Annotated in this window: 17 protein-coding genes and 3 pseudogenes; 9 read left to right on the top strand and 11 right to left on the bottom strand. The window is 74.2% G+C overall.

Going from position 1 to position 19,221, the window contains the following annotated elements:
• From ABD946_RS37645 to ABD946_RS37670, 6 genes and pseudogenes are all read right to left on the bottom strand, one after another.
• The coding region (locus ABD946_RS37645) for a class I SAM-dependent methyltransferase (protein WP_345290255.1) at positions 1–303 on the bottom strand (303 nt) is incomplete at its 3' end.
• A pseudogene (locus ABD946_RS37650) lies at positions 300–1,497 on the bottom strand (MFS transporter). The pseudogene ABD946_RS37650 and the gene ABD946_RS37645, both read right to left, overlap by 4 nt.
• Positions 1,494–2,561: a mandelate racemase/muconate lactonizing enzyme family protein gene (locus ABD946_RS37655; RefSeq protein ID WP_345290256.1), complete on the bottom strand. Its 1,068-nt coding sequence runs from the start codon at positions 2,559–2,561 to the stop codon at positions 1,494–1,496. Before ABD946_RS37655 ends, ABD946_RS37650 begins: the two are co-directional and overlap by 4 nt.
• Complete coding sequence (locus tag ABD946_RS37660; protein WP_345290257.1) at positions 2,558–3,706, bottom strand: pyridoxal-phosphate dependent enzyme; 1,149 nt, start codon at positions 3,704–3,706, stop codon at positions 2,558–2,560. Before ABD946_RS37660 ends, ABD946_RS37655 begins: the two co-directional genes overlap by 4 nt.
• A complete protein-coding gene (locus ABD946_RS37665; RefSeq protein WP_345290258.1) occupies positions 3,703–4,488 on the bottom strand; it encodes a Rossmann-like domain-containing protein in 786 nt (261 codons plus the stop codon). Before ABD946_RS37665 ends, ABD946_RS37660 begins: the two co-directional genes overlap by 4 nt.
• Positions 4,489–4,829: 341 nt before the next feature.
• Positions 4,830–6,098: an ATP-grasp domain-containing protein gene (locus tag ABD946_RS37670; protein WP_345290259.1), complete on the bottom strand. Its 1,269-nt coding sequence runs from the start codon at positions 6,096–6,098 to the stop codon at positions 4,830–4,832.
• Between the two features lie 147 nt (positions 6,099–6,245).
• Between ABD946_RS37670 and ABD946_RS37675 the strand changes: the two genes are divergently transcribed.
• From ABD946_RS37675 to ABD946_RS37685, 3 genes and pseudogenes are all read left to right on the top strand, one after another.
• Entirely contained in the window at positions 6,246–6,833 is a 588-nt protein-coding gene (locus tag ABD946_RS37675) for a GNAT family N-acetyltransferase (RefSeq protein WP_345290260.1), read from the top strand.
• Positions 6,834–6,988: 155 nt separating this feature from the next.
• Positions 6,989–7,965 (top strand): annotated as a pseudogene (locus tag ABD946_RS37680) (permease).
• Between the two features lie 463 nt (positions 7,966–8,428).
• Positions 8,429–8,770 carry a TIGR03943 family putative permease subunit gene (locus ABD946_RS37685; RefSeq protein ID WP_345290261.1) on the top strand — a complete coding sequence of 114 codons (342 nt, stop codon included), beginning with the start codon at positions 8,429–8,431 and terminating at the stop codon, positions 8,768–8,770.
• A 10-nt stretch (positions 8,771–8,780) separates the two neighbouring features.
• Here ABD946_RS37685 and ABD946_RS37690 read toward each other — a convergent pair whose 3' ends face one another.
• Positions 8,781–9,083 (bottom strand): putative quinol monooxygenase, encoded by a 303-nt coding sequence (locus ABD946_RS37690; RefSeq protein WP_345290262.1) that lies wholly within the window; start codon positions 9,081–9,083, stop codon positions 8,781–8,783.
• A 230-nt stretch (positions 9,084–9,313) separates the two neighbouring features.
• Here ABD946_RS37690 and ABD946_RS37695 point away from each other — a divergent pair, with 230 nt between their 5' ends.
• From ABD946_RS37695 to ABD946_RS37705, 3 genes and pseudogenes are all read left to right on the top strand, one after another.
• Entirely contained in the window at positions 9,314–9,754 is a 441-nt protein-coding gene (locus tag ABD946_RS37695; protein ID WP_345290263.1) for a MarR family winged helix-turn-helix transcriptional regulator, read from the top strand.
• 71 nt (positions 9,755–9,825) lie between these two features.
• Positions 9,826–10,858: pseudogene (locus ABD946_RS37700) on the top strand (MDR family NADP-dependent oxidoreductase).
• A 32-nt stretch (positions 10,859–10,890) separates the two neighbouring features.
• Positions 10,891–11,256 carry a MerR family transcriptional regulator gene (locus ABD946_RS37705; protein WP_345290358.1) on the top strand — a complete coding sequence of 122 codons (366 nt, stop codon included), beginning with the start codon at positions 10,891–10,893 and terminating at the stop codon, positions 11,254–11,256.
• Between the two features lie 95 nt (positions 11,257–11,351).
• On the opposite strand, the gene ABD946_RS37710 is transcribed toward ABD946_RS37705, so the two are convergent.
• On the bottom strand, positions 11,352–11,888 hold the full coding sequence (locus ABD946_RS37710; RefSeq protein WP_345290264.1) for a GNAT family N-acetyltransferase: 537 nt from the start codon (positions 11,886–11,888) through the stop codon (positions 11,352–11,354).
• Between the two features lie 257 nt (positions 11,889–12,145).
• Between ABD946_RS37710 and ABD946_RS37715 the strand changes: the two genes are divergently transcribed.
• On the top strand, positions 12,146–14,449 hold the full coding sequence (locus ABD946_RS37715; protein WP_345290265.1) for a prealbumin-like fold domain-containing protein: 2,304 nt from the start codon (positions 12,146–12,148) through the stop codon (positions 14,447–14,449).
• 37 nt (positions 14,450–14,486) lie between these two features.
• On the top strand, positions 14,487–15,107 hold the full coding sequence (locus ABD946_RS37720; RefSeq protein ID WP_345290266.1) for an alpha-ketoglutarate-dependent dioxygenase AlkB: 621 nt from the start codon (positions 14,487–14,489) through the stop codon (positions 15,105–15,107).
• Between the two features lie 37 nt (positions 15,108–15,144).
• On the opposite strand, the gene ABD946_RS37725 is transcribed toward ABD946_RS37720, so the two are convergent.
• Genes ABD946_RS37725 through ABD946_RS37735 form a run of 3 tightly spaced genes read right to left on the bottom strand, consistent with a single transcriptional unit; the run spans position 15,145 to position 18,210 of the window.
• A complete protein-coding gene (locus ABD946_RS37725) occupies positions 15,145–15,999 on the bottom strand; it encodes a carbohydrate ABC transporter permease (RefSeq protein ID WP_345290267.1) in 855 nt (284 codons plus the stop codon).
• Complete coding sequence (locus ABD946_RS37730) at positions 15,996–16,928, bottom strand: carbohydrate ABC transporter permease (protein ID WP_345290268.1); 933 nt, start codon at positions 16,926–16,928, stop codon at positions 15,996–15,998. Before ABD946_RS37730 ends, ABD946_RS37725 begins: the two co-directional genes overlap by 4 nt.
• Positions 16,918–18,210 carry an extracellular solute-binding protein gene (locus tag ABD946_RS37735; protein WP_345290269.1) on the bottom strand — a complete coding sequence of 431 codons (1,293 nt, stop codon included), beginning with the start codon at positions 18,208–18,210 and terminating at the stop codon, positions 16,918–16,920. Before ABD946_RS37735 ends, ABD946_RS37730 begins: the two co-directional genes overlap by 11 nt.
• A 222-nt stretch (positions 18,211–18,432) precedes the next feature.
• Here ABD946_RS37735 and ABD946_RS37740 point away from each other — a divergent pair, with 222 nt between their 5' ends.
• Entirely contained in the window at positions 18,433–19,215 is a 783-nt protein-coding gene (locus tag ABD946_RS37740) for an IclR family transcriptional regulator (protein WP_345290270.1), read from the top strand.
• The last annotated feature ends 6 nt before the right edge of the window (positions 19,216–19,221 follow it).

Here is a 19,221-nt window from a genome sequence, read left to right on the forward strand (position 1 = left end):
GAGCAGGTACTCGGGGCCGGGGTGGTGGGTGCGGGCGTGCTCGACCATGGCCGGCGAGCTGTCGAGGCCGACCACCTCGCGGCCCGCCGTGCGGTGCAGCCAGGCGGCGTCGCGGCCGGTGCCGCAGCCGAGGTCCAGGACCCGGGGGCCGGCGCCGTGGGCGCGGAGCACGGACTCGGCCCAGCGGGCGGCCAGGTGGTCGGGGTCGGGGAAGCGCAGCTCGTACAGCGCGGGGGTGTCGGTCAGCAGGTTGCCGCTGGTGGCGGGGCCGGTGGTGGGGTCCGTACCGGTGGAGGTGGTCATGTGGGCGCTCCGAGCGGGGAGTTGGGGTCGGGGAGCGAGTCGCGTCGGCGGGCGACGGCGGCGGCGCAGGCCAGGCCGAGGGCGCCGCAGAGCAGCCACGGCGCCCAGCGGGCGGCGTCCATGGCCCAGCCGACGGCCGCGTTGCCGAGGGCGGCGGCCAGGCCGGAGACCAGGTAGAAGACGCCGTAGTAGGTGCCGGTGAGCCGTTCGCGGCCGAAGGCGGGTATCAGCTCCAGCACGAAGGGCTGGGAGATCATCACGCCGATCCGCAGCAGCACGACGGCCAGCAGCACCGGCACCGGCCCCGGTATCAGCAGCGGGGGCAGGAAGCCGAGCCCCGCCACCAGCATCCCGACCGCTATCCACCGCCCCCCGGCCGCCGAGTTGCTGCAGCCGGGCGGTGATCCGGAGCTGGAGGGCGAGGTTGACCACGGTGCTGACCAGGAAGAGCAGGCCGACCGCGCCCTCCCAACCGGTGGTCTCCCTGGCCGCCTGCGGCAGCAGCAGGTAGAGCTGGCTCTCCAGGGCGTAGAGGCCGACCAGCGCCAGTGAGAAGGCGAGGAAGGGCCGGTCGGTGAGCACCTCCCGCCAGTCGCCCAGCACCCGGGTGCCGGTCGGCTCCACCCGGTGGACGGGCAGCACCAGGGCCTGGGCCACCGTCAGCAGGGCGAAGATCCCGGCGGCGGTGAGCGCCGCGACCCGGAAGTCCACCAGGAGCAGGACGGTGCCGAGCACCGGGCCGAGCAGGGCGCCGGTGTTGGCGAAGACGCTGAACAGCGCGAAGGCCTCGGCTCTGCGCTCCCCCGCCTCCTGGGCCAGGTAGGCCCGCACGGCCGGGTTGAACAGCGCGCCGGCCAGGCCGCTGAGCAGCGAGGCGGCCAGCAGCACCGGCAGCCCGTCGCCGAGGGCGAACAGGCCGAACCCGAGGGTGCGCAGGCCGCAGCCCGCGATGATCACGCCCCGGGCGCCGAGCCGGTCTGCCGCGGAACCACCCAGGATGAACAGACCCTGCTGGCTGAGGTTGCGCACCCCGAGCACCACGCCGACGGCCACCGCCGACATCCCGAGGTCCCCGCCGAGGTGGGTGGCCAGGTACGGGATCAGCAGGTAGAAGCCGGTGTTGACGCCCAGTTGGTTGACCAGCAGCAGCCGGACCGGGAGCGGGAACGAGCGCAGCGCGCGAAGGGTTCTCACCGGGTGGCGGCCGGCTCGGCGAGGTGGACGGGCTCCGCCGGGTGGACGCCGAGACCGGCCCGGTCGGCGGCCCGGACCACGCCGTCGGTGCCGCCGATGCCGCGCCAGGGGTCGTGCCGCAGCAGCAGGTGGCCGTCCAGGTCGACCCAGCGGGCCCGGTCCACCAGGTGCACGGCGGGGGCGATGCCGAGCGAACTGGCCGTCAGGCAGCCGAGCATGACCTCGGTGCCGCTGCCGTGCAGGGCGGCGCAGATCCGCAGCGCGGCCGAGACCCCGCCGCACTTGGCCAGCTTGACGTTGACCCCCTGCACCCGGCCGGCCAGCCGCTCGGCCTCCTCCTCGGTCGCCGCGTCCTCGTCCGCGATCACCGGCAGCGGGGAGGCTGCCGCCACCTCGGCCAGCCACTCCGGGTGGCCGGGCGCGGTGGGCTGCTCGACAGCGGTGACGCCGAGCTCGGCGAAGCGCGGGATCAGGTCGAGCGAAGTGCGCACCGTCCAGGCCCCGTTGGGGTCGAGCAGCAGCTCGGCCTCGGGGGCGCCGATCCGCACCGCCGCCACCCGGGCCAGGTCCTCGGCCGGATCGGGCGAGCCCGCCTTCACCTTGACCACCCGGAACCCGGCCACCGCCAGCCTGGCCGCCTCGGCGGCGGCCCGGACGGGGTCGGTGATGCCGATGGTGCGGGCGGTGGCGGCGATCGGCGGGCGGAGCGTTCCCAGGAGTTGGTGGACGGGGGCACCGGCCCGCTTGCCGACCAGGTCGAGCAGGGCGGACTCCACCCCCGCCAGCACGCCGGGGGCGAGCTCCTTGAACGGGGCGTCCCCGCGCTGGAGTTCGACGAGGGCGGTCTCCGGGTCCGGGTAGCGGGCCAGGTCGAGGTCCTGCACCTCGCGGCGGATGCGGTCGGTCGGCAGCTTCAGGTACTCGCTGGCCACCACCTCGCCGTAGCCGCTCAACCCGCCGTGTCGCAGGGCGAGTTCGACCGCGTCGCGGGCGGCCATCACCGAGCGGGAGATGCGGAGCGGTTCGGTCAGGGTGAGCTGCACCACCCGTATGTCGAGCTTCACTTGCGGTCCTCCTGGGGGCCGGTGGGGCGGGTGGTGGCGCGGGTGGGGCCGGGGGCAGGGACGATCGGGTGGTGGTCGGCGGCGGGGGCGAGGGGGTCGATGACGGTGCGGCAACGCGCCCAGCCGGCGACCTCGACGGCGCCCGGGTGCGGGATCTCCACCGGGCGGGTGACGGGCGCCGGCAGGCCGCGGGCCCGGCACCAGTCGTCGTCGTAGACGGTGCCCAGGTAGCGGTGCGGGCCGTCCGGGAAGACCGTGGCGACCACCGCACCGGGCTGGACCCGGGCCGCCCAGGCCGCCACCAGGGCCACCGCCCCCGTCGACCAACCGCCGCTGACGAAGCTGTGGCGGGCCAGCCGGCGGCAGGCGTCCACCGCCTCCGCCGGGCCGACCCAGTGCACCTCGTCGAAGTGCCGGTAGGCGACGTTGCGCGGGTGGATGCTGCTGCCGAGCCCGCGCATCAGCCGGGGCCGGGCCGGCTGGCCGAAGATGGCCGAGCCGACCGAGTCCACCCCCAGCACCCGCAGCCGGGGCCAGCGGCGGCGCAGCGGCTCCACCAGCCCCGCGCTGTGGCCGCCGGTGCCGACGCTGCACACCAGCACGTCCAGGTGGTCGAGTTGGTCGGTCAGCTCGCGGGCCATCGAGAGGTAGCCGGCGGCGTTGTCCGGGTTGTTGTACTGGTCCGGCCAGTACGCGTCGGGGTTGGCGTCCAGCACCTCGCGCAGCCGGGCCAGCCGGGCCGCCTGCCAGCCGCCCTGCTCGGCGGGCCGGTCGACGAGTTCGAGCCTCGCCCCGTGCGAGCGGAGCAGGCTCCGCATGGACGGCTCCAACTCGGTGTCGCCGACCAGGATCACCGGATGGCCGAGTGCCTGCCCGGCGAAGGCCAGGCCGAGGCCGAGCGTCCCCGAGGTGGACTCCACCACCGGTGCCCCGCAGCGGAGTTCGCCCCGGGCGTGGGCGCCGCGGAGCATCGCGACGGCGGAGCGGGCCTTCATCCCGCCGGCCGCGAGGTGCTCCAACTTGGCGTGGAAGCCCGGCTGTTCGTACGGCAGCGGGGCGGTGATCCGGGCCAGCGGGGTGTGGCCGAGGAGCGCGAGCAGTTCGGGGCGGGCGGTGACCGCCGCCTCGGCGGTGACGGTGCTCAACGGGGGCCTCCGTAGAGGTGGATGGTGCCCGGATTGCCGTCCAGCCAGAAGAACGGGTACGGCTCGGCGCTGACCGCCGTGACGCCCTCGTGCAGCAGCTGCGGCAGGACGGCGCTGCCGGTCTGGGCGAACATCACCAGGGGGGTCGCCGTGCGGCGGGCGTGGGCGGCGAAGGCCTCGAAGCTGCCGTTGCCCAGGGTCATGCCGGAGACCAGCATCGCGTCGCAGTCGGCGAGGGCCGAGGCGGCGTCCTGGTGGACCTCCTCGCCCCACTCCGTGCGGCCACCCTTGAGGTCGCAGGGGACGTAGGCGGTGCCGCGGTCACGCAGGCGCTCCAGGAGGGAGTTGACCACGCCGACCACCAGGACCCGGCGGGCCTCGGCGGGGACCAGGCTCACCACGGCCGCGGCCCGGGCGCGGGAGCGTTCGATCGAACTGCCGCCCGGGATCGGGACGTCGAGCGCACCATTGGCGGGGGTGTGGGGGCGGGCCAGGGCCAGGAACGCGTCGAGTGCGGCGATCCGGACGGCCGGCAGGGGGTGGGTCAGCAGCTCCGCCACGGTCGCACCGACGCACTCCTCCAGTGCGGGGAGTTCCCCGGGCTCGACGGCACAGGACCCGACGGCCTTGCCGACCCGCAGGCTCAGCACCTCGTTCCGGTACCCGCCGGTGCGGCCGTCGTGCCGCACCGCCTGACTGGTGGCGAAGGCCACCGCGACCCGCTCGGCGGCCGGGTCGAGGCCGAACGCCCCGGCCAGCACGCGCTCCACCAGCCGCCCCACGGCACCGCCTGCGGCGGGTTGGGGTTCGGGGCGGAGAGAGACGCCTGCGGCGGGCTGGGGCAGGGCGGTAACGACTGCGCCTGCGGTGAGCTGGGGCTCAGGACACAAGGCGACGCCTGCGGCGGGCTGGGGCAGGGCGGTAAGGACTGCGCCTGCGGCGGACTGGGGCTCAGGGCGGAGGGCGGCGCCTGCGGCGAGCTGGGGCACCGCGGGAAGCACTGCACCTGCGGCGGGCTGGGGTACGGCGGGAAGGGGCGTGCCTGCGGCGGGCGCGGGAGCCGGGTGCGCCGGTCGGGGCCCGACCGGGGCCTCGCGGAGGAGGGTGGGGTTCGGGTTTGGGGTCATGCGCGGGCCGCCTCTTCGGCGTAACACGGGGTCAGGCGGGAGAGGAGGCGTTCGGCGGTGTCGAGGGCGTCGGGGCCCTCGGTGTCGGTGGTCATCAGGTGGCCGAGGTACTCGTTGTTGCTGACCGCGCGGCGGACCTGGCGGCCGGGGTCGGCCAGGGTGAGTTCGACGACGGCGGGCTCGCGGGAGACCTGGTCCGCCCCGTCCACCCCGGTCAGCAGGCCGTCCCGGTCAGGGAGCAGGAAGGTGACGGCGGCACTGGCGACCCCGGTCGGACGGACCGTCAGGTCGGGCTCGTGGCCGAGGGCGACGTCCACCGCCGCTGCCGCCAGGTCGATGCCGGTCACACGGCGGACCAGCTCGGTGATCCGGTTCCCGGCCGGCCGGGGGTTGACCTCGACCACCCGGGGGCCGTGCGGGGTGAGTTTGACCTCGGTGTGGGCCACCACCTGGTCGAGCCCGAGCGCGGCCAGGGCCGCGACCGCCGTCGAGGCGGCGGCAGCGGCGTCGGCACGGCCCAGCGGCGCCGGGAACTGGTGCCCGGTCTCGATGAAGGCGGGTGCTCCGCCGACGGTCTTGCTGGTGACGCCGACCACCTCCGTCCGGCCGCTGCGGGAGACCGTCTCGACGCTGACCTCGGGCCCGGTGAGCAGCTCCTCCAGCAGTACCGCCGGCTCCCGCCGCTGCCCGCGCGCGTTCACCGGGAACTCGTCCAACTCCCGGTAGGCTGCCAGCAGTTCCGCCTCGTTCGCGACCTTGCGGACCAGCATCCCGGCACACAGGTCGACCGGCTTGACCACCAGGGGGTACCCGGCCCCGGCGGCGGCCGCGACCGCCTCGGCCCGGTCCCGGCAGAGCGCGTACCAGGGCCCCGGGACCCCGGCCGCCGCCAGCCGGCCGCGGGTCAGGTCCTTGCGGCAGGCCGCCTCGACGGCCGCTGCCGAGGGGCCCGGCAGGCCGAGGCGTTCGGCCACCAGGGCCACGGTGGGCAGGTAGTAGTCGCAGGAGGAGACCACCCCGTCGAAGCCGAGCACGCCGTGCAGCCGTTCGACGTACGGCAGCAGGGCGGCCGGGTCGTTGGTGTCGGCGGTCAGCACGTTGGCGGCGGCGAGCAGCGGGTGGGCGGTGTCGCCCGGGGCGGCCCGCAGGTAGTGGTGCAGGTCCCTGGTCAGGAAGGTGAACCGGTGGCCGCCCTCCCCGATGGCCCTGGGCAGCAGCCTGCTCATCGATCCGACCCAGCTCTCGATCACCAACAGATGTGCCACGGGACTCCCTCTTCTCCACCCGGCAAGGACGGTGTGAGGCAGCAAGGTACTCGACACACGTTTTCATTTTCAATACAGCTACATGGAAACCATTTCCATGTAAGCTGTGACTCCGGACACCCACCGAGCCCACCGAGGAGCTGACCGATGACCCGTCAACACCCGTACGAGGTACGGCCCGCCCGCCCCGAGGACCTGCCCGGCGCCCGCGCGCTGATCCTGGACACCTTCTACCGCGAGTTCGGCTACGGCTACGTCCCCGCCTGGCACCAGGACGTGGTCGAGCTCGGCCCGACCTACCTCGACCACCCCCGGCACGCGCTCTTCGTCGCCACCGCCGCCGACGGCGAGGTGGTCGGCACCACCGCACTGCACTCGCGCGGCCCGGCCCACCCGCCGCACCCGATCTGGCTGGCCGAGCGCTACCCGTCCGGGCTCACCGCCCAGCTGCTGCGGGTGTACGTCAGGAGCGAACACCGCCGGCACGGACTCGCCCGGCAACTGGTCAATCTGGCAACGGAGTTCGCGATCGCCGACGGCGGATACCAGCACCTCTACCTGCACACCAACGTGGACGTCCCCGGCGCCGAGGCGTTCTGGCGCAGCCTCGCGGTGGAGGTCTGCGACGCCCGGACCACCGGCGAGCACGGCCCCGGCCTGGCCACCGTGCACTTCGAGATCCCGCTCCACCAGGGCGCCGGACGGCCCGGAAAGCTGGCAGGAGTCCGGGTCTAGATGAAGATGGTTGTCATCCCCTAGTGTGAGCGGCCACCGACCGGTCGGACCACGACCGGGCGGTCCTCGCGCTGCCACGAGCAGCCTCCACGTCAGGGCGGACATTGACGACCGGACAGCAGACGGCCCGCCGACCACGGGTCCCGGCCGAACCACTGACGGAGGAGCGGCGCCGCGGCCCCGCGCTGCCGCTGCTCGGCCTGGCCGGCGTGGTGCTGGCCGCCACCGGGGTGCTCGGGCTCGCCGAGGCCGAGGTGGTGCAGGCCTGGCGGACACTGCTGGTCTCGATCGTGGTGGCAGGCATGCCCTTCCTGCTGCTGGGCACCGTGGCGTCTCGGCCAGGCGATCGGGCCTTCGTTCCGCCCTCACCTGTTCGCCGCACGGGCGCCTGCCGAAGCGGCCGGCCCTGGCGGTGCCGGTGGCCGGAGTGGCGGGGGTGGTGCTGCCCGGCTGCGAGTGCGCCTCGGTGCCGGTCGCCGGCAGCCTGATCCGACGGGGCGTCAACCCCGGCGGCCGCGCTGACCTTCCTGCTGGCCGCACCGGCCGTCAACCCGGTGGTGCTGGTCTCCACCGCGATCGCCTTCCCCGGGCAGCCCGGGATGGTGGCGGCCCGGCTGGCCGCCTCGCTGGCCACGGCGGTGGCGATGGGCTGGCTCCTGGGTCCGGTTCGGCCGGGAGGAGTGGCTGCGGCTGGCCCAAGCAGCCGGGTGGGCACGGGCACGGGGGCTCGCGCTGGGAGGAGTTCCGGCGCGGCATGCAGCACGACTTCCTGCACGCGGGGGGCTTCCTGGTGGTCGGCGCGATGCCGCCGCGACCTTCAACGTGGCCGTGCCGCCTGGGGTGTTGGCACTGTTCACCGACTCGCCCTGGGCTCGGTGTGGTGCTCCCTGGGCGCTGCTCGCCGTCCTGCTCTCGGTCTGCTCGGAGGCGGACGCCTTCGTGGCCGCCTCGCTGACCGGCTTCTCGCCGACCGCCCGGCTGGCCTTCATGGTGGTCGGCCCGATGGTGGACCTCAAGCTGATCGCCCTGCAGTCCGGCTCCTTCGGCCGGGGCCTTCGCCGTCCGCTTCACCGGCACCACCTTCGTGGTGGCCGTCCTGGTGAGCGTCCTGATCGGAGCCGTGCTGCTGTGAAGAGGATGACCCACCCGGCCACTGCTGGGCTGCTGCTCGGCGGGGCCCTGCTGCGGATCACCGTCGGCAGCGAGGTGTACCTGCGGTCACGTCAAGGAGGGGCTGCGGCCGATGGTGATCGTCACCGGGGCCGTACTGGTGCTGCTCGGGGCCGCCGGGCTGGTCCGGGAGGGGCGGGCCTGGCTGCGGCAGCCGGTGCTCAACCACCGCCGGGCGGAGGACGGTTCGTACCGCGTGGAGCCGCACGCGGCCCACCCGGCGCACGAGGAGGAGGGCGAGGACGGGCACGGGCACGGGGCCGGGCCCAGGGTGGCGTTCCTGCTCGGGGCACCGGCGCTGGCGCTGCTGTTCTTCGCACCGCCCGCGCTCGGCTCGTACACCGCCTCCCGGGACGGGGCTGCGGGCCGCCGTCGAGCAGGCCGACTACCGGGCGCTGCCGAGCGGGCCGTTGACACCGATGTCGATGCGCGAGTTCATCGGGCGCAGCCAGCACGACAGCGCCGGCCTGGAGGGCCGGCAGGTGGTGCTGACCGGCTTCGTCAGCCGGGGCGGCGGCGGGGTGGACTGGCACCTCAACCGGCTGACCGTCAACTGCTGTGCGGCGGACGCCCGTCCGCTCCGGGTCGCGGTGCACGGGGCGGGCGTGGCGCCGGCGGCCGACAGCTGGGTGCAGGTCACCGGCCGGTGGCGGGCCGGGGCGGTGGACGCCCGCTCGCCCGTGCCGCACCTGGACGTGCTGAGCGTGACGGCGGTACCGGCGCCGCGGAACCCGTACGCGGACCGGGCGCCCGAACTCGCCTCCTAGGGAGGGGGGTTCAGGCCAGCGGGGCGGCGGCCAGGCGGACCACCCCGGCCGGGCCGGCCCGGAACGCGGGGCTGGCGGCGTCGGCCTCGACCATGTGCGGGGTGATGTCGTGGGCGGCGAGCGCTTCCTCGGAGGCCCAGAGCTCCAGCAGCACGAAGCGGTCCGGGTCGCCCTCGACGGCGTGCAGGTCGTACTGCAGGCAGCCCTCCTCGGCGCGGACCACGGGGGCCAGGCGCTCGAAGGCGGCGACCTGCTCGGGGCCGTGGCCGGGGCGGGTGGTGATGTGGATGACGAGTCTGACGGGCTGCGACATGCCCGGCAGCCTAGTGTCGGCGATCACCACCCACCCTGGCCGTCCGCATGTCAGACAGCTACGGCCTCCGCCATCTCCTCCTCGGCGGGCGTGATTTGGCGGGCGCGGGCGCGGGCGGGCCGCGTGGGTGCGGAGGTGGACGGTGCAGCCCGCCTCGCCGTGGAGGCGGAGCAGGGAGCGGGTGCCCTCGACGGAGCCGGGGCCGAGGCAAACGGATGTACTCTGCAACCATGAGCGAGGAGCCGGCGGGCCGGGCCCGGGACGAGGCCGTCCACACCATCCAGCGCGAACTGACGGCCTTCGCGCGCCGGGCGCGCAGCCGGGCCGCCGAGCTGCATCCGCAGCTCAGCCTGGTGGCCTTCAGCATGCTCGACCTGATGGCCGAGCGTGGTCCTGTCCGGGGCGCCGACCTGGCCGCGTACTTCATGCTCGACAAGTCGACCGTCAGTCGCCAGGTCGGCTCGCTGGAGAAGCTCGGCTTCATCGTCCGCGAGGCCGATCCGGAGGACCACCGGGGTCAGCTGCTGCGGCTCACCGGCGACGGCGAGCGGGCCGTCGGGGACGCCACCGAGCGGCGGCAGCGCGCCTTCCGGGCCCGCTTCACCGACTGGGAGGACGAGGACCTCGGCCGGCTGGCCGGCTACCTGTCCCGGTACAACGCGGCGGAGTGACCGGGCGGGCTTGCCCCTGACCCGCACGTCAGGGTCTACCGTCGCCGCTCCCGAACTCCTGGAGCGCACCGATGAGCCGCGTAGCCCTGCCCACCGCCACCCGTGAGGTCCGTCTGCTGGCCCGCCCCCGAAGGGCTGCCCGAGGCACGGCACTTCGCGGTCGTGGACGCACCGCTTCCGGCCGTCGGGCCGGGGCAGGTCCTGGTCCGCAACCGGTACTTCCTGGTCTTCCCCGGCCTGCGCACGCTGATCGGCGGCGAGACGGAGGGCGTTCCGCTCCCGCAACTGCGGCCCGGCGACGGGCTGTTCGGGCCCGCCGTGGCGGAGGTGCTGGCCGCCCCCGCAGGTGGACCACTGCGCCCCGGGGACCTGGTCTCGCACCTGGCCGGATGGCGGGAGCACGCCGTGCTGGACGCCGTCGACTGCGCACCGCTCGACCCGGCGCTGCCCGAGGCGGTGGCGCAGCTCTCCTCCGGCGAGGCGGCGTACGGCGCCCTGACCCGGCTGGCCGAGGTCCGGCCCGGGGACACCGTGCTGGTGACGGGCGCGGCCGGGGGCGTCGGCTCCCTGGCCGGGCAGATCGCCCGGCTGCTCGGCGCGGGGCGGGTGGTCGGCACCACCTCCTCGGCGGCGAAGGCCGGGCGGCTCACGGCCGAACTCGGTTACGACGCGGTCGTGTTGCGCGCCGGCGGGCGGCCGTTCGCGGACCGGCTGGCCGAGGCGGCACCGGAAGGGATCGACGTGCTGGTGGACACCGTCGGCGGTGAGCAGCTGGCCGGCGCGGTACGGCTGGCGCGGCCCGGGGCCCGGTTCGCCCTGATCGGCGCCGTCTCCGGGCAGTTGGCGGCGGACCGGGCGGGCGGCAGCGCGCCGGTGACGCTGGACAGCTTCCGGCTGGTGGTGCAGGGCGTCTCGGTGCGGGGCTACCGGGGGGCGGACCACCCCGACGTGGCGGGCGAGTGGACGGAGCGGTTCGGCGGCTGGCTGCGGTCCGGGGAGATCGCCTTCCCGCATGTGGTCCTGCCGGGCATCGAACGGGCGCCGGGAGCGTTGCGGGAGTTGATCGACGGTCACCACCTGGGGGCCGTCCTGGTGGGGGTCTGACCGGAGGGGCGGCGGCGGGGATGGCGGACCGGTTGAGGATCGGCGACGCGGCGGCGGCCACCGGGGCGACGCCGCGGGCACTGCGGTTCTACGAGGAGCGCGGGCTGGTCGCGCCGCGGCGCAGCTCCTCAGGCCAACGGGAGTACGGGCAGGCGGAGTTGGACCGCATCCGGGCGGTACGGGAGCTACTGGCACTGGGGCTGACGGTCGAGGACGTGCGCGCGTGCGTGGGGCGGCTGCACCTGCTCACCGAGCAGCCGCCGCCGCGCTGCGGGCGGGTCGAGGGACCGACCTCCCCCGCGGCCGCCGTGGTGGACCGCCGGCTCGCCGCGCTGGACGCCGAGATCGCCCGGCTGACCGCGCTCCGGACGGCACTCGCCGCTCGACTGAGCCGCTGAGCCCCTGAGCCGCTGAGCAGCTGAGCCGCTCTAGGCGGGCACGCGGGGAAAGGCGCAGGAACGGCAAGGGGGCGGGCAGGCGGGGTGAGGGTTCGTCAGTAGGTGTCGGACTGCCAGGTCTCGTCGGTGCGGAGCACGCTGTAGCCGACGCCGTCCCACCACTGGCCGCTGCGGAAGGCGACGCTGCGCAGGACGCCCTCGCGGACGAAGCCGGCGCGTTCGAGGACGCGCTGGGCCGGGACGTTGGCCACCTCGGTGGCGGCCTCCACCCGGACCATCTGGGTGTGCGAGAAGAGGTGCCGGACCAGCTGCCGCATGGCCGGTGCGCCGTAGCCGCGGCCTCGCGCCTCGGGCACCAGCGAGATCCCGGTGTTCCAGCAGAAGGATCCCCGCCAGCAGATGACCTCGCGCCAGGAGACGAACCCGGCCGGGTCACCGTCGCCCTGGATCATCAGCAGGCCGTGCTTCTCGCCGAGCATGCCGTTCTCCTCCCACTGGCGGCGCCAGCGGCCCGGGTTCTCCCAGCCCAGCCACTGGTACTCGCCGACCGTCTCGGGCTCGGTCGAGAACCGCTCCAGCACCGGCAGGTCGCTCTCCCGCACCGGCCGCAACTCCACGCTCTTCTGGGTCATCCCGTCACCCTAGTGCGCACCCCGACGGCCCGTCAGGGGCGGTCGACTCAGGTCCATTTCGTCCGCTTTTATCCGCATACGGCGCGTCGTGCGGCTGCCACCACCACGGACGTGATTGGCTCACGCCGGTACGTCCTCGGGAGGCCTTCGTGCGGGTGACTGGTCAGACGGTTGTCCGGACGGCGGCCGCAGGGTTCCTCGCCCTGTGGGCCGTGGCTCCGGGGGCGGGCACGGGTGCGGCGACCGGGAGCGGGGCGGTGCGGGCGGGCGCACCCGCCCCGCTCTCGGTCACCTTCGCGGCGCGGTCCTGCGACCGCTACGACGAGGTGATGGCCAACAAGGCCCGCAACAACGTGCAGGAGTCGCTGCGCGACCTCGGCCCCGACTCCAACTACGCCCGTACGGAGGCGGTTTCGGCCGCCAAGGAGGCGGCCGGCACCCCGCTGCCGCCCTGCCGCCCACTGCCGGGCTGGGCCTTCTCCACCGGCACCGGCTTCACCGGCAAGACCTCGGCCAGCCTCCAGCTCAGCACCGTCACCGGCCTGATCCGCGACGGCCTCACCACCGGGACCGACACCCCGGAGCTGGACGACCAGGGCCGCCCGACCGGCCGGACCCTGAGCGGCGCCGTCACCGTCCAGCTCGACCAGGCCGAGGCCACGGCGGCCGCGCAGAACCGGCTGATCGTCCAGGGCGGCACACCGTCCGCCCCGCTCAACGGGCTGCAGGACCGGTACGGCTTCGCCGCGCTGCGCTGCGCCCAGGACTCGGTGAACGGCGACAACGTCGAGTACCTGACCTTCCCGGCCGGGGCCCGGCACGTCTTCTGCTACTACTACGCGATCACCCCGCCGCCCGGCGCCGGGACCATCACCGTGGTCAAGCAGCTGGCCGACGGCTCCAACGGCCCGGGCTCCTTCCGTTTCGACGGGAACGTCTCCTACGCCGACACCAACGGCGACGGCACCAACGACTTCCCGCTCACCGCCGACACCGGCAAGCCCGGTTCGATCAGCTTCGTCCGGGGCGAGACCCGGGACGGGGACGCGCCGTGGAGCTTCCAGGAGGCGAGCACCCCCGGCTGGGAGCCGCCGGCTCAGCCCAGCTGCGAGGTCGTCGACTCCCGGGGCGGCACGGGCAGCAGCGCGGTGACCGCCGACTCGGCGGGCAGGGTCTCCGTCCGGCTGACCGCCGGGGACACCGTGACCTGCACCTTCACCAACCGCCGGACGGCCGGGCGGGCCCTGCTGCAGAAGCAGTCGATCGGCGGCACCGGCACCTTCGACGTCCGCCTGGACACCCCGCCCGGCTCGGCGCCGATCGCGATCGGCCCGGTCACCACCGTGGCGGAGGCCTCGCCGGTGGACGTGGCCTCGGCCGCGGGCGCCACCGCCGGCCGGTACACGGTGCGCGAGCGCGTCCCCGCAGCCGACGGAACCGGCACCTGGCAGACGCCCGACGCCACCTGCGACGGCGTGCCCGCCCCGGTGACCCTGCTGCCGCCGAGCCCCGACGCGCCGAACGGGACCTGGACCGCCGAGCACGACCTGGCGGCGCCCGGCGGCACCACCTGCCTGCTGACCAACCGCTTCGTCCCCGGCGGGGCGATCAACGTCGAGAAGGTCACCGAGGGCGGCACCGGGACCTTCGCCTTCGCCGTCACCCCGCACCTGACGGGCCGTCCGGCCGTGGCGCGGGACGTGACCACGACCGCCACGGCCACCACCACGGCCACCGGCACCCCCGCCACCGCCCACCCCTCGGGCAGCGACAGCGGTCCGGCGGCGAGCGGGCTCAGGGTCGGCCCGGCGTACTCCTACACCGTCCAGGAACTGCTGCCCGCACCGACCGCGACCGGGCGCTGGCAGCTGGTCTCGGCCGACTGCGGCGGCGCCGGGGACCGGCCGGACCTGACGGCCGGGACGGTCGAGGTGCACCTGACCACGGCCGCGCCGACCCCGACCTGCCGCTTCACCAACCGCTTCGTGCCGTACCCCACGCTGGACGTGACCAAGACCACCAGCGGGGACACCTCGCTCCGGCCGGCCGCCGTCCGACTGACCGTCAGCTGCGAGGACGGGACCACCGACGAACTGACGGTGGCCCCCGGCGCGGACCAGGGCGACCTGCCCCGGCACACCTTCGCCGCCGCCACCCGCTGCACGGTGGCCGAACCTCGGACCGGGGCCGCCGACGCCGCCGCGGTGACCACCTGGGCGAGGCTCCGGGTGGACGGGGAGCCCGACCGGCCGCTGGTCCTGGGGACACCGTTCGAGCTGACGGACGGCCGGGCCACCCGGGTGCTGGTCGGCAACGACTTCGCGCTGCCCACGCCGCCGCCGAGCGGCCCCTCCGGGCCGGCCGGCGGACCGACCCCGCCCGCCTCGGCCCCGCCCGTTCCCGCGCCGCCCGCTCCCCCGGCCGCCCGGCCCGCCCCGCCCGCCGGGGACCTGCCGGGGACCGGACTGCCCGGGCCGCTGCTGCTGGCCGCCGTGGTCGCGGTGCCGCTGCTGGCCGCCGGGGCCGTGCTGGCGGCGGGCAGCAGGCGGAGCCGAAACTAATAGAACACTTTTTCGAACATGGGCGTACGCTGGGGCCATGCACTTCCAGGGATCACTGCTCGGCGCCGACGCCCCGGCGCCCGGCCCGTTCAACGGCATCCGGCGGACCGAGCTGGCGCACGGCGCCTGGGTGGACCTCCTGCCGGGATGGCTGAGCGGGGCGGACGTGGTGTTCGAACGACTGCTGGACGGGGTGCCCTGGCGGGCCGAGCGGCGCGAGATGTACGAGCGGGTGGTCGCGGTGCCGCGGCTGCTGGCCTCGTACGGGGCCGGGGCCGAGCTGCCCGATCCGGTGCTGGCGCAGATGCGGGACGCGCTGAACGCGCACTACCGGGAGGAGCTCGGCGAGGAGTTCGTCTCCGCCGGGCTCTGCCTCTACCGGGACGGCGAGGACAGCGTGGCCTGGCACGGCGACCGGTTCGGGCGCGGCCGGACCGACGACACGATGGTGGCGATCGTCTCGGTCGGCGAACCGCGCGCCCTGCTGCTGCGGCCCGCCGGGGGTGGCGGGCCGACGCTGCGTCACCTGCTGGGCCACGGGGACCTGCTGGTGATGGGCGGCTCCTGCCAGCGGACCTGGGACCACGCCGTGCCCAAGGCCGCCCGGCCGGTCGGACCTCGGATCTCGATCCAGTACCGGCCGCGCGGGGTGGGGTGACGGGTGCTCAGGTCATGGGTGTTCAGGTGACGGGTGCTCAGTCCTTGACCGCGCCTCCCAGCCCCGAGACCAGGTGACGCTGGACCAGGACGAAGAAGGCCAGCACCGGCAGGGTCATCAGGGTGGAGGCCGCCATGATGCCGCCCCAGTCGTTCTCGTCCGGCTTGAAGAAGACCATCAGCGCGGCCGGGAGGGTCTGGTGGTCGGTGTCCAGGATCAGGGTCCGGGCGAACACGAAGTCGTTCCAGGCCATGATGAAGGAGAACACCGAGGTGGCCGCCAACCCCGGTGCCACCAACGGGAAGAGGATCCGCCACAGGATGGTGAAGCGGCTCGCCCCGTCCAGCCGGGCCGCCTCCTCCAGCGACTCCGGCACCGCCGCCACGAAGCCCCGGAGCATCCAGACCGCGAACGGCAGCGAGAAGGCAAGGTTCACCAGCATCAGCGAGCCGAGCGTGGACAGGCCCAAGCCCGGTGCCACCGTGCCGAGGTCGCGGATCAGGAAGAACAGCGGGATGGTCAGCGCCTCGATCGGCACCATCTGCGCCACCAGGAACATCACCAGCACGGTGGTGCGGAAGCGGAACTTGAACCTGGACAGCGCCACCGCCGCCAGGAAGGCAACCCCGGCCGAGAGCACCACCACGACCACGGCCACCAGCAGGCTGTTCAGGAAGTACCGGCCGAAGCCGCTCACCCCGAGCGCGTCCCGGAAGTTGTCCAGGGTCGGCGCCCAGGTCCACGGCCGGGGGTGGGCGGAGGTGAGCTCGCCGTCCGGTTTGAAGGCGGAGAGCACCATCCAGTAGAGCGGGAAGGCCGTGACCAGACCGGCCAGCACCGCAAGGGAGTTGGCGATCCTCCGGGATCCCTTCTGCGTGGTCCGCGCGGTCACAGTTCCTCCCCGGAGCGCCGCAGGGCGCGGATGTAGAGCGCCGTGATCGCCAGCAGGATCAGCGTCATCAGCACGCCGATCGCCGCGCCCAGGCTGTAGTCGGAGGCCGCGAAGGCCTCCTGGTAGGCGTAGACGTTGAGCACCAGGTTCTGGCCGGCGATGCCGCCGCCGCTGGTCATCACGTAGATCTGGGTGAAGACCTTGAAGTCCCAGATCACCGACTGGATCACCACGATCACCAGCAGCGGCCGGAGCATCGGCAGCATCACCAGCCGGGCGGTGGTGAAGGTGGAGGCACCGTCGAGCCGGGCCGCCTCCAGCACCGAGTCCGGGATGGCCTGGATGCCCGCGTAGAGGGTGATCATCACGAACGGGAAGGAGTGCCAGACCACGACGGCGCCGACCACCGCGAAGGCGGGCCACTTGTCGTACATCCAGTTGTGCCCGGCCATGCCCAGGATGTCGTTCACCAGACCGGAGTTGGTGTCCAGCAGGAAGAGCCAGACGGTGGAGCCGGTCATCGCCGGGGCGGCCCAGGCGCCGAGCGCCGCGAACATCAGGAACAGCTTGGAGCGCCGGCCGACCCTGGTCAGCAGCACCGCCAGCGCGCCGCCCACCGCGAGGGTGGCGACCACGCAGCCGCCCGCGAAGACCAGGGTCTGCACCAGCACCTCCCAGAACTGCGACTTGCCCAGCAGCTCGGTGTAGTTGGCCAGACCGACGAAGGCGGCCGGCACCCCGCCGCTGGCCTGCGGCTGGCCGAAGTCCAGCACCGAGAGCAGGCCGAGCTGGTAGAGCGGGTAGCCGAACAGCGGCAGCAGCACCAGCGCGGCGGGCAGCAGCAGCCCGATCGGGGTCAGAACCCGCTTGCGCCTGACGGTGATCGGCGCCTTCGCGGGCGTGGCTGCGGTCAGCGTGTCACTTGCCATCGAAGGCGGCGTTCATCGCGCTGGCGGCCTCGGCGGTGGCGGTGTTCACGTCCGCCTTGCCGGTGATCACCTTCTGCAGCATGGTCGGCACCACCGCCTGGGCGTCGATCTTCGCCCAGGCCTGGTCCTTGGGCACGAACTTGGTGCCCGCCGCGATGGTGTCGGTGAAGGGCTTGAGCCACGGCTCCTTGGCCACCACCTCGGCGCGGGCGCTGGTCAGCGTCGGCAGCGTGCCCATCGCGTCGAAGAGCGCCAGCTGGTGCTTCTTGCCGCCCAGGGTCTTGAGGAAGTCCGCCGCCAGGGTGCGGTGCTGGGTCGACTTGAGGACGCCCAGGTCGTTGCCGCCGGAGAACGCCGGGGCGACCGAGCCGGCCGTCGCGCCGGGCAGCGGCACCACCGCGTACTTGCCCTTGGCCGCGCCCGCCTCCACCGCGCTGCGCGAGGAGTTGGGCAGGATCGCCATGCCCGCGGTGCCGGAGGCGAAGGCCTCCACCGTCTTGCCGCCGGTCAGGTCGGCACAGCGCTGGGCCGGACAGATCGCGTCGGTGAACAGGTCGGTGTAGGCCTTCACCCCGGCCCGGGAGCCCTGGGAGTCCACCGCCGCCGCGTACTTGGCACCGGGCTTGGCCGCCAGGTCGCCGCCGTTCGCCCAGAGGAAGGGCAGGGCGCCGAAGGTGTACTTGCCGCCGACCGCGATGCCCAGCAGGTCGGGCTTGGCGGCCCTCACCTTCGTTGCGGCGTCGGCGAGTTCGGCGTAGCTGGTGGGGGGCTTCAGGCCGAGCTCGGTGAAGACGTCGGTGCGGTAGTAGAGCGCCCGCACGCCCAGCCACCAGGGCAGGCCGTAGGTCTTGCCGTCCACCACGGCGGTGTCCCGCAGGTCGGCCGGGAGGTCGCCGCCCTCGGACCAGCCCGCCAGCTCGGAGGTCAGGTCCGCCAGGCCGCCGGCCGCGACGTAGCCGAACAGGTCGGTGTTGCCGAACTCCACCACGTCCGGCGCGCTGGCCGGGTCGTTGAAGGCGCCCTTCATCTTCTCGGCGCGCGGGCCGGCGTCGGTCGGGATGTACGACACCTCGACGTCGGAGCCGGGGTGGGCGGCCTTGAAGTCCGCCACGGCGGCCGCGATCACCTTCTCCTTCGGGGCCCGGTTGGCCTCGTCGTAGAGCCAGACCTTCAGGGTGCCGGTCTGCTGGTCGGCCGACTTGGTGCTGGAGGCGGTGCCCGGCGCGCAGGCGGCCAACACGGCACCGGCAGCGGCGAACAGGACGAGACGGGACAGCTTCACGGAACCCCCTCGGGAGGTGGTAGAGCGGTGGTAGGGCAGGTGAGCGGTGACGGTAGGAAGCCGCCCGGCGTGGCGGCAAGACGCCCCGGCGAATGTTGTGCAGTGCAAAACTGTGTGCCGCGTAGCTGGTACGCCGTCGGTGCTTGGCGTACGGTCCGTTGAATCCGACGGTCCGTTCATGGGTCGTTCATGGGGATTTCTTGATGTGCCTGAGGAGGGCCGGTGGAGGTCACGCAGCGGAACCAGTCCGCCTCGCTGCGCCGGGCGCTCGCGGTGCTGGAGCACGTCCGGGACCACGCCGGCGGCTCCACCGGGCTCTCGCTCACGGCGGTCGCGGAGGCGCTGGGCCTGTCCAAGAGCACCGTGCTACGACTGGCCGAACCGCTGCTCGACTCCCAACTCCTCAGCCGGGAACGGGAGTCGGGGCACTTCCGGCTCGGCCCCGGCGCCCTGATGCTGGGCCAGTCCTACCTCTCCGGGCTCGACCTGCGCACCGTCGCCGCCGAACAGGCGCACCGGCTGATGCACGAGGTCGGCGGCACCGTCCACCTGTGCGTCCCGGACCCGCCGCACGTGGTCTACATCGACAAGGTGGAGAACGAGACCGCCGTCCGGATGGCCTCCCGGATCGGCAGCCGCGCGCCGATGTACCGCACCGCCGTCGGCAAGGCCATGCTGGCCTGGCTGCCGGAGGAGGCCTTCACGGCGGTGGTGGCCGCCGGACTGCCGCCGAGCACCACCCGCACCCTCACCGAACCGGCCTCGCTGCGGGCCGAGTTGGCGCGGATCCGGGCCCGCGGCTACGCCGTGGACGACCGGGAGAACGAGCCCGAGGTGCGGTGCGTGGCCGCGCCCGTCTTCGACCACACCGACACCGTCGCCGGGGCGCTCTCGGTCTCCGGGCTGACCTCGCGGGTGACGGCGGCCCGGGTGCGGGTCCTCGGGCCCGCGGTGGCGGCCGCCGCGCTGCGGGTCTCGCGGGCGCTGGGGTCCTCGCGGCACTGAGCGGCC

Origin of the sequence: Kitasatospora albolonga (assembly GCF_039535905.1) — a bacterium.
Taxonomy (GTDB): Bacteria; Actinomycetota; Actinomycetes; order Streptomycetales; family Streptomycetaceae; genus Kitasatospora; species Kitasatospora albolonga.

Coding starts and splice junctions, on each gene's coding strand:
- ABD946_RS37675 (WP_345290260.1), top strand. CDS start 6,246: ATGACCCGTCAACACCCGTACGAGGTACGGCCCGCCCGCCCCGAGGAC.
- ABD946_RS37685 (WP_345290261.1), top strand. CDS start 8,429: ATGCGCGAGTTCATCGGGCGCAGCCAGCACGACAGCGCCGGCCTGGAG.
- ABD946_RS37690 (WP_345290262.1), bottom strand. CDS start 9,083: ATGTCGCAGCCCGTCAGACTCGTCATCCACATCACCACCCGCCCCGGC.
- ABD946_RS37695 (WP_345290263.1), top strand. CDS start 9,314: ATGAGCGAGGAGCCGGCGGGCCGGGCCCGGGACGAGGCCGTCCACACC.
- ABD946_RS37710 (WP_345290264.1), bottom strand. CDS start 11,888: ATGACCCAGAAGAGCGTGGAGTTGCGGCCGGTGCGGGAGAGCGACCTG.
- ABD946_RS37720 (WP_345290266.1), top strand. CDS start 14,487: ATGCACTTCCAGGGATCACTGCTCGGCGCCGACGCCCCGGCGCCCGGC.
- ABD946_RS37730 (WP_345290268.1), bottom strand. CDS start 16,928: ATGGCAAGTGACACGCTGACCGCAGCCACGCCCGCGAAGGCGCCGATC.